Here is an 8,038-nt window from a genome sequence, read left to right on the forward strand (position 1 = left end):
GTCAGGCCTCTGTCGTCAGGATGGAGTCGATCATCTTCTGGGTCAGTGCAGTTTCAATCCCGTATCTCTTCCCGGTAGGGTTGTTCCCGCAGGCCCAGTCAGTTGGCGTGTAACCGAAGTCGATATACCCGTTAATCATCGTGTCCACGTCCGCAGGTTCACAGCCAGACTGTTTGCAGTAAGCGACATGCGAAGAATACAGGCGGGTCAGTCCGGCCAGTGTGGTTTTGCTGATGACGGTAATTTTCGGTAGCCCGTACTTATCGGCTTTGCAGTTCCAGGTGCTCATGAAACGTTGGTGGTCGAATTGGATTTCGGAGTTTTTCTTCCGGCTGCGTTTTGGCTTTTCAGGTGTTGGTTCTGCCTGAACCGGAAAACTCCCCTCTGGGGATTTAGGGGTAGTTTCTTTTTTCTTTTGAATAGTTTCTTTTGTGTTTAGCTGACTTGGCTTATGGGTATTAGCTGACTTAGCTAATGTTTCATTAGCTGGTTTGGCTAATGTTTCGCTATGTTGGCTAATGCCGGTATTCCAGTCAGAAACGACCTTGTTTACCCCGACTGCAATCCCTGTAGAAACAAGGATTCGCATCGCAATCATTTCGTTTTTTGCTTTACAGACATGCGTGTGATGAATGCCTGTCATCGCAGCGATCTGGGTATTGGTTATCCTGTCCAGCTTCTTGCCAAATCCGTATGTTTTCCTGATGATCGCAAGCACAACTTTTAGCTGCCGGGCAGTTAAATCGGCTGACATAACGGCTTCCAGTAGCTCGTTGGCGATGCGGGTATACCCATCATCGGTGTCGGCCACTTTGCGCTCCAGTTCTTCGTTTACCGGCTCATTTTGAACCAGCGATAAATGTCTAACGGCGACCATTATTCACCCCCGCTTTAGCCAGTCGATACTCACCAATCAGTCGGGCAGCAAAGGCCCGATTTTTAACTGCAACATCGACCAGACTGACCGGTCTTTCCGGGTGAAATTCTGGTGCCTTACCCTGGATTTTCTTCGTGTTTTTCATGTATAATTACCCCTGTTGATTGATACAGTAATTAGCAATTAGGCCTCAAAGAATTCGCCGTTCTTTGGGGTCTTTTCATTTGTGAGCAATACCCGCAGACGCTGGGCCAGATCGTTAATCTGTTCGTCATCCACGCCCCACTCCAGCACCGCAAGTAGCAGTGACATCTTCGGAATGAAATTAGCCTTCCAGCGCGACACCTGAGACTTATCGACGCCAACAGCTTTCGCTACATTGGTCAGACCGACTAATGCGATTTTATTCAGCAATTTGCTTTCAATTGCGCGAGCGTTGTTGCGTGTAGTTGCTGTTTCCATTGCTTAATATCCTTGTGTGTGTAGTTGAGTGATCAGCAGGTGCTGTCACGTTAAAGTGTTTTTTTTGTGCACCATTGACAGTCATCCACTGACCACGCCGGGCACCCGACCATATCCCGGGCCGTTCGGTACTAAAAGTACATTTTAAAGGCGTACTTATGCCGCCTTTCCGATGCGTTTGATCAGTGCTGCTGAGAACCGGCCGCCAGATGCTCGGGAGATTCGTTTCGCGTAATCAGTTTCATCAGAAAACTCAGTGCGCGGTAATCCCCCTTTCTCCAGCCATTTGTAGATAGCTTTTGGAGTTAGGCCACAAACCTCAGCCACAACTGAAACGCGAACGGACTTGATAACGTCTCCAAACGTAATGTCGCTCATGTAAATCTCCTGTGGTGAACTTTAAGTACATTTTATGATGGAACTGAAAGTACAGTCAAGTGATAATATAATTGAACTCATGGTTCAGGAAAAAGAGCGTGAATCATTCTCGCAAAGGCTTGCGCTGGCCTGCGATAAAGCGGGAATGGCAGTACATGGAAGGCAGGCTGAAATTGCCAGCAGGCTTAAGGTTACTCCAAAGGCAGTAAGCAAGTGGTTCAACGGCGAGTCAGTACCTCGTCGTGACGCCATGGATAAATTAGCCAGATTGCTAGGAACTACCCCAGCTTACCTTAACGGTTATTCTTCTGATGACAGCATCTTGAGAGAGCATATGCGTAAGAATTTAGATTTTTACCGCGTTGATGTTTTAGATGTTCAAGCCAGTGCCGGACCCGGAACCTATGTAGCCAATGAGTTTGTCGAGAAGATAAGAGCCATCGAGTACACCACAGAGCAAGCCCGTAGCCTATTCAATGGACGATCACAGGATATCGTTAAGGTAATCACAGTTCGCGGCGACAGCATGGAAGGTACTATCAATCCAGGTGATGAAATATTCGTTGATGTTTCTGTTAACTGCTTTGACGGTGATGGCGTATATGTATTCGTCTACGGACGCACCCTCCATGTCAAGCGCCTACAAATGCAGAAAGATAAGCTGGCAGTCATATCAGACAATGATCGCTACGAACGCTGGTGCATAGAGCAGCATGAAGAGGAAAACCTCCATGTGATGGCTAAGGTGCTATTACGCCAGTCGATTGATTACAAGCGTTTCAGCTAGGCGTAGCCGTTGAGGCCAAGATGCGGTTTAAGTGGTTCCTATTTAGGCAATTGCCAAAGAATACGCACAGTGCGAATCCAGCAAAGATTGGATAGCTTCTAAATTTCCCAGGGATGTTAGAGAGCATTCAAATGGCACAGACTTTTCAATTATCTCTCATCGCGAGAGAAGTGGATGGCGAAGTAGTTCACCTTCGAACTAAAGATGGTTACATCAACGCCACAGCAATGTGTAAATCGGCAGGAAAGTTTTTAGCTGACTATACTCGACTCAAAACAACACAAGACTTTCTTGAGGCTTTATCTGCCGATATGGGAATTCCCATATCGGAGTTAATTCAGACATTTAAAGGTGGAAGAACAGATAATCAAGGTACTTGGGTTCACCCAGATATCGCTATCAACTTAGCTCAGTGGTTGTCTCCTAAATTTGCTGTTCAGGTGTCCAGATGGGTCAGGGAGTGGATGTCTGGGGAAAGAGTCCCAGCCGAATTACCTATACATTTGAAGCGATACATGGCCAATAGGTCGAAAGTCCCTCACACACACTTTTCCATGTTAAATGAACTAACATTCAACTTAGTAGCTCCTCTTGAGCAAGCTGGGTATTCACTTCCAGATGATATGGTCCCGGATATATCAGAAGGTCGGATTTTCAGTAAGTGGTTAAGAGAAAATCGCGGGGTCGAGCCTAAAACATTCCCTACTTACGAGCATGAGTATCCTGATGGAAGAAGATTTCCTGTAAGGCTTTACCCGAACGAGTATCTTTCAGACTTTAAGATTCACTTCAATGAAATCTGGTTACCACTTCATGCTCCAAAGTATTTTTCGGCTAGAGACGCAAGGGCTTTAGAGTTAATTGAGACAATAATGCTTCCTGACCTAGAAGTAGATTAAATTAATCAAATCCGGCCACCGCGCCGGGTTTTTTGTGCCCGTAACTATTGAGCATTGCCTGATTATGATGCAGGTGATAAGTTAACCACCATCAGTTCTGAAGAAAGCTGAGACAGCATTCCCCACTATATATCCCCGCCTACGAACAGGCGGGATTTTTTTATTTAATCAATTAATTGACAATAACTTACAATTTAGGGATTATCTAACTCAGGCGAGGCTATAGCCCGTCAGATAATAAAATAATTTTGTGCCATTGATACCCAAGTCGCTTGGGTTTTTTTTCGTCTGTCCACCCCTCCTTCCCGATTATCTCAGCCTTACACTATCGATAACCCCATTCAAAACCGTAACCAGACCGAAGCTCCGACACTATCCCACCCTGCTCTGTGCGGGATTTTTTTCGTCTAAATAAAAATAAATTACCTTAAAGTTCATAAACTTATAAATAAATGAACTAAATACACTGCAAGTATGTACTTTTGGTACTTTACTAATGTGAACTTATAGTACATTATATTCCCACAGACGAACGGCACGTCTCTAAACCATGTGTCGGGTGCTCGGCGGGTTCATGAAGAACGGCAATGATGCACATAACCAAAAATTTCTTTCGGGTACCAGATACCACGAAAGAGATTTATTCAGCCGGCCACCGCACCAAGAGTGACCGGGTAACATGCACCGGCCGTCAGAAGGTCAGAGGCCGGTCTATTCCTTTAGTGTGAGGTGATCCGGTAATTCCGAATAGTTGGATGAGATCTCATAGCGGATTTTTTGTCTGGGTTACTACGAGAGGTTCACTCATTAAAGTAACCTGCATACCTGATATAACATTCTTTAATATACTCACTTTTGATGAAAAAACAGTCAGTTCCATCCTCCCAAGGATTAGGGTGCCAGTGTTCAATTAAGCCTTTTTTTACCAAGCTAACTCCTTCTGGATGGCCGCGTTTTAACACTATATATCGCTCTCCAATATCGATAGCCATCGCAATAACTCCAATTTCTTCATCAGTGAAAGAATTGAAGAGCACCTCTATTTCTTTGGCTTTATTTCTTTCAGTTATACCTTTAGATATTTTCTTGAATACTTTGCCTAACTTGGCCTTTAATGCACCAAAAGAGAAGGAAATGAAGTGAGATATCAGAAATCCTGCGGCAAACATCCCAGGGTAGAATGCTAAAGAAGGCATTGGATGGTCTTTGAATGAATCCTGAGACACAAAAGTGACTAAGGCCAAGAATAATACGATCGCAAACATTATTTTTACCGTTGACTCTTTCCCAAGCAAATTGGAGAGCCACGCAGGAATAAAATCGGGCATCAAAAAATACTCAACACTGTAGGGGTGCTCAGATATTACACCAGAACTTGCTGTAGGGGTACGGCGGGCACGGGAGCCTGTCCCGGTAAAAACAGGCACTAATTCAACAACAGGTCGCTAATGCGGCCTTTTTATTGCCATGAATAGATACCAATAGCTACCCAACCCTTGCGGTACAGGGGGTAAGCGGTATTTATGAATAACTTTTTGAATAGATAAAGTCGCGGTGCGGCTTAATGAGAGGTTGATGTGAGTAAAGAAATAGCTGGACCAGCGTTTCCGATTGCTGCAACAGAATGGCATGGCAGCGATTCAGGGATGGATTTAAGGGACTATCTTGCAGCTAAAGCTATGCAGGGATATTTATCTAATGCTTGGCAAGCAAAGGAAATGGATGAAACTGGCGACTCCTCCGCAGAGCAAATGGCTTTAGTGGCAGAAGCCGCATACTGCATGGCTGACGCAATGCTTAAATCTCGTGGTGAGTAACCCCCTATAGCTCATTAAAGAGTGGGCTATGTGGGTAATACTGCCCTGAACAGGAGTGGAAGACCTGTTCTGATTAAATTAGAGAAATCTTGCGCCCTCCATGTGAGGGCTTTTTTTTCGGAGGAGGTATGTCTGATTTCAGTATCGCCTTTAAGTACGGAACGCACAGTCCTGAACGAGTTCTAGCAGAATTGCCACTGGCAGATGCTGAGCTGATTATCCGCCAGCAAATACGGGAGGAGCTGGAGAGTCAAATAGCTGACGAGTATATGGACAGAATCTCAGAAGCAGAGGATGAAGCCAGTGATTGGGAGTCAAGAGCTGAAGAATGGCAAGGCGATGCGGAAGGTATGGCCGAATACATTAGCCGGGCAATTGAAGCCCCCACTCTTGATGAAGCCATTCAGGTCCTCACAGAAGCGCGAAATTACTACTCGGAACACTTCTAAGCAGCCCCAGAGCTGCTTTTTTTATGCCTGTCATATCAGCGTCCATTCACTGAGTGGGCGGTTATATGACCACATTCAGGAGAGGATTATGGAAAGCACAGAGTTACAGCTGTATGCACTGCCAAAGACGGCGGGTGAACTGGAGGCGGCGTTTATCAGTGGTGATTACACCGACCGGCTGATTGAAGAAATCCGCGCTAAAGCAAAGTCAGTCGTTGGTGACATCAACACTACCAAAGGACGTAAAGCCTACATCAGTATGGCGGCCACCGTTCGCAGCTCGAAGGTCGCAATTGATGATGCCGGTAAGACGCTGGTCGCTGAAATGAAAAAGCGCCCTGCCCTGGTTGATGCCAGTCGCCGGAAGATTCGCGAGGCACTGGATGAACTGGCTATCGAAATCCGTCAGCCGGTGACCGATTGGGAAGCCGAGCAGGAACGCATCAAGGTAGAAGAAGCACTAGCAGCCGCCCACGCCGAAGCGCTGGAAATGAATGAAGCATTCGACAAAGCAGTGGCTGAAAAATTCGAGTCCGATCATGAAATCGCCCTGCTGATGAATGATAAGTTCGACCGTGACCGCGCCGAAACCGCACGGTTGGCCGAGCAACAACGTATTGAGCATGAGCAGCGCATCGCCCAGGAAGCTGAAGAGCGTGTTAAGCGTGAGGTTGAGGAAAAAGCCCAACGTGATCGCGAAGAGACTGAACTCCGGGAACGTGAGCTACAGGCCGCAGCCGAAAAGGAAAAACAGGAACGTATCGCCGCAGAGCAACGTGCCGAGCAGCAGCGTACCGAAGCCCAGCAACTGGCTGAGCGTGATAAGCGGGAAGCTATCGAGGCCGAACGCCGCAAAGCCGCTCAGGTCGAGCAGGCTCGACTGGCTGAAGAAAAACGCATCAAAGATGAAGCCGACCGCCGGGCCAGAGATACAGAGCATCGTCGCAATATCAATCTCGCAGCAGTATCTGCACTGGTCGAATCCGGCCTGACCGAGGACTGTGCAAAAGCATGTATCAAATCAATCGCTAAAGGTCAGGTACCAGCAGTAACCATCAACTACTAATCACACCGGAGTATCGCTAATGGCTACCACCATCGGCGGCGTCATTGGCGCTGCTACCTACTTGTTAAACCACGTTAAATTATTCACCACTACCCAACTGGAGCGCATCCAGAAGTTCGTCAACGATGCTGCCCGTCCGGGGCCGGAGGCTTTCGCATGAAATACATCATCCAAAGTGCAGAACTGGTAATCGCATTCAGCGGATCGGTTCACCTCTATCCGAATACGCCAGCCGGCTTTGTGGAAATGGTCAGAGACTTCCGGAGGTCAAAATGAGCATACCCAACGAGCTAAAAATACCACGGACGGCAGCTATGAGAGCCGAATGGCGTCGCTATTGCCTGGTAAGAGCGCTGGAATGCCGACGGCTGGGTAGTGATTGGGTCGAAGCAAAGCGCCATGCGCTGCACAACGCCAAGCTCGAAAGACAACTGATCCGAATGTTTAAGGAGGATGACCATGCTGCATGAACCAGCATTCGCCGTTGCCGAAAGTATCGAAGCCCAGCGCTGGGATCGGCACTACAACGAACTGAATTACGACGAAGCGGTACGCGAGCGGGCCGAAGAGTTGTCTGCCCTATTCCCTGACGATATCGAACTGTTCGCCAAGGAAAATCCAGCTTATTCATTCATGTTGGCTGGGGATGATGCCCAAGACGAGTATGCCGATTTTGTCGATCGCCTTTGCCTGAAACTGGCAGAGGCTGAGTGGAGCTAATCATGGAGCCAGGTATCTATCACGACATTTCCAACCACGACTATCACACCGGCCCGGGCGTCAGCAAATCACAGCTGGATGATATCGCTATCAGCCCAGCAATTTATCAGTGGCGCAAGCTGGCGCCAGTCGATGAAGAAAAGACCGCGGCACTCGATATGGGCACCGCCCTTCACTGCCTACTACTGGAGCCGGACGAGTTCGGCAAGCGGTTTGAGATAGGTCCGGAGGTCAATCGTCGGACTGTCGCAGGGCGCGAAGAAGAGCAACAATTTCTGGAGCGATGCAAGCGGACGGGTATCACACCAATCACTCATGACGATGACAGGAAGCTGAAACTCATGCGAGACAGTGCCATNGAAGAACTGTGCCGGATCAGGCCGGACAAGTTTCTCAAAGCGCAGCCGGTAATCGCTGACGTAAAAAAGGTCGCTGATATGGACCGATTCAGCCGTCACGTCGAAGAATTCCGGTACCACGTACAGGATGCCATGTACCGGGAGGGCTACCTGAAAGAATTTGGCGAATATCCCCTGTTCGTCTTCATCGCCGTCAGTGAAACCATCAATTGCGGCCGATACCC

13 protein-coding genes are annotated in these 8,038 nt (G+C 47.7%); 8 read left to right on the top strand and 5 right to left on the bottom strand.

The annotated features are described in order from the left end of the window. Position 1: 1 nt before the first annotated feature. The 4 genes from JK198_RS14710 to JK198_RS14725 form a co-directional block, all read right to left on the bottom strand. On the bottom strand, positions 2-877 hold the full coding sequence (locus JK198_RS14710) for a replication protein (protein WP_212710880.1): 876 nt from the start codon (positions 875-877) through the stop codon (positions 2-4). Further along, on the bottom strand, positions 864-1,022 hold the full coding sequence (locus JK198_RS14715; protein ID WP_212710881.1) for a hypothetical protein: 159 nt from the start codon (positions 1,020-1,022) through the stop codon (positions 864-866). Before JK198_RS14715 ends, JK198_RS14710 begins: the two co-directional genes overlap by 14 nt. A 38-nt stretch (positions 1,023-1,060) precedes the next feature. After that, positions 1,061-1,339, bottom strand: a complete 279-nt coding sequence (locus JK198_RS14720) for a CII family transcriptional regulator (protein ID WP_212710882.1) — start codon at positions 1,337-1,339, stop codon at positions 1,061-1,063. Positions 1,340-1,495: 156 nt separating this feature from the next. After that, the gene (locus JK198_RS14725; RefSeq protein WP_212710883.1) at positions 1,496-1,717 is read right to left on the bottom strand and encodes a Cro/Cl family transcriptional regulator; all 222 of its coding nucleotides are present in this window, start codon (positions 1,715-1,717) and stop codon (positions 1,496-1,498) included. Positions 1,718-1,751: 34 nt separating this feature from the next. Between JK198_RS14725 and JK198_RS14730 the strand changes: the two genes are divergently transcribed. Then, positions 1,752-2,504, top strand: coding sequence for a S24 family peptidase (locus tag JK198_RS14730; protein ID WP_249213349.1), 753 nt, complete (start codon positions 1,752-1,754; stop codon positions 2,502-2,504). Between the two features lie 131 nt (positions 2,505-2,635). Then, the gene (locus tag JK198_RS14735) at positions 2,636-3,403 is read left to right on the top strand and encodes a KilA-N domain-containing protein (protein WP_212710884.1); all 768 of its coding nucleotides are present in this window, start codon (positions 2,636-2,638) and stop codon (positions 3,401-3,403) included. Between the two features lie 800 nt (positions 3,404-4,203). Here JK198_RS14735 and JK198_RS14740 read toward each other — a convergent pair. Continuing rightward, on the bottom strand, positions 4,204-4,731 hold the full coding sequence (locus JK198_RS14740) for a hypothetical protein (protein WP_212710885.1): 528 nt from the start codon (positions 4,729-4,731) through the stop codon (positions 4,204-4,206). A gap of 249 nt (positions 4,732-4,980) precedes the next feature. On the opposite strand from JK198_RS14740, the gene JK198_RS14745 reads away from it, so the two are divergent. The 6 genes from JK198_RS14745 to JK198_RS14770 form a co-directional block, all read left to right on the top strand. Then, positions 4,981-5,220, top strand: a complete 240-nt coding sequence (locus tag JK198_RS14745) for a hypothetical protein (RefSeq protein ID WP_212710896.1) — start codon at positions 4,981-4,983, stop codon at positions 5,218-5,220. A 128-nt stretch (positions 5,221-5,348) separates the two neighbouring features. Continuing rightward, a complete protein-coding gene (locus tag JK198_RS14750; RefSeq protein ID WP_212710886.1) occupies positions 5,349-5,669 on the top strand; it encodes a hypothetical protein in 321 nt (106 codons plus the stop codon). 88 nt (positions 5,670-5,757) lie between these two features. Continuing rightward, positions 5,758-6,735 (top strand): hypothetical protein, encoded by a 978-nt coding sequence (locus JK198_RS14755; protein WP_212710887.1) that lies wholly within the window; start codon positions 5,758-5,760, stop codon positions 6,733-6,735. A 19-nt stretch (positions 6,736-6,754) separates the two neighbouring features. After that, positions 6,755-6,895 carry a hypothetical protein gene (locus tag JK198_RS14760; protein ID WP_212710888.1) on the top strand — a complete coding sequence of 47 codons (141 nt, stop codon included), beginning with the start codon at positions 6,755-6,757 and terminating at the stop codon, positions 6,893-6,895. A 299-nt stretch (positions 6,896-7,194) separates the two neighbouring features. Then, positions 7,195-7,455, top strand: a complete 261-nt coding sequence (locus JK198_RS14765; RefSeq protein WP_212710889.1) for a hypothetical protein — start codon at positions 7,195-7,197, stop codon at positions 7,453-7,455. 2 nt (positions 7,456-7,457) lie between these two features. After that, positions 7,458-8,038, top strand: a 581-nt coding sequence (locus JK198_RS14770) for a PD-(D/E)XK nuclease-like domain-containing protein (protein WP_212715365.1), incomplete at its 3' end; no start/stop codon positions are given.

This window comes from Tatumella sp. JGM91, assembly GCF_018257575.1.
GTDB lineage: Bacteria > Pseudomonadota > Gammaproteobacteria > Enterobacterales > Enterobacteriaceae > Tatumella > Tatumella punctata.